This window comes from Collinsella aerofaciens (genome assembly GCF_032584215.1).
Classification (GTDB): domain Bacteria; phylum Actinomycetota; class Coriobacteriia; order Coriobacteriales; family Coriobacteriaceae; genus Collinsella.
The window spans coordinates 1-498 of the sequence record NZ_JAWHPN010000109.1; the positions used below are offsets into that span (position 1 = coordinate 1).

At 51.2% G+C, this 498-nt stretch carries 1 protein-coding gene; it reads right to left on the reverse strand.

The window, feature by feature from the left end:
- Positions 1–498, reverse strand: a 498-nt coding sequence (locus RX395_RS09980; RefSeq protein WP_457921686.1) for a rolling circle replication-associated protein, incomplete at both ends; no start/stop codon positions are given.

The following is a 498-nucleotide window of genomic DNA, read 5'->3' on the forward strand; positions in this document are numbered from 1 at the left end:
GTCTGCCATATCTCCGGCCTTTTCACACCCCGACTTGCCCGGTACAGATTAAAGCCGGGTGGATATAGGTGCAGACGCGCCCCTTTGCTAATTGCTTTCTTTCGACGCTTGCCTTGTGCGTCTGTTATTTTCGCCTCGGCTATCTGTCCTTTTGCATTTCCGACGCGGAGCGCTTCTGATAATTCCATATCGCCCAGATATGCGGTCAGGTACAAGCCAGGGTTGTCAATTCCTTGCAGGCTTCTGGTCTTGGTGAATCCATGCCCCCAAATTCGCGCCATATCTGCATTAGGAATGAAAGGCGCTTTTTCCGGGAACAGAAAGAGGCAATGTAAATGCCATGCGCCCCGCCCTTGCGGTTCTGCCGCCGTGATATATTCCGCAGGTCGGTATTCATGCTTTTTGAGGTAATACCGAAATCGCTGCCAGAAACGGCGGAAATCTTCGTAGACGCGCCTTTCATCCCGCATATTTTCTTTATATGTCAGCGTTACCCAC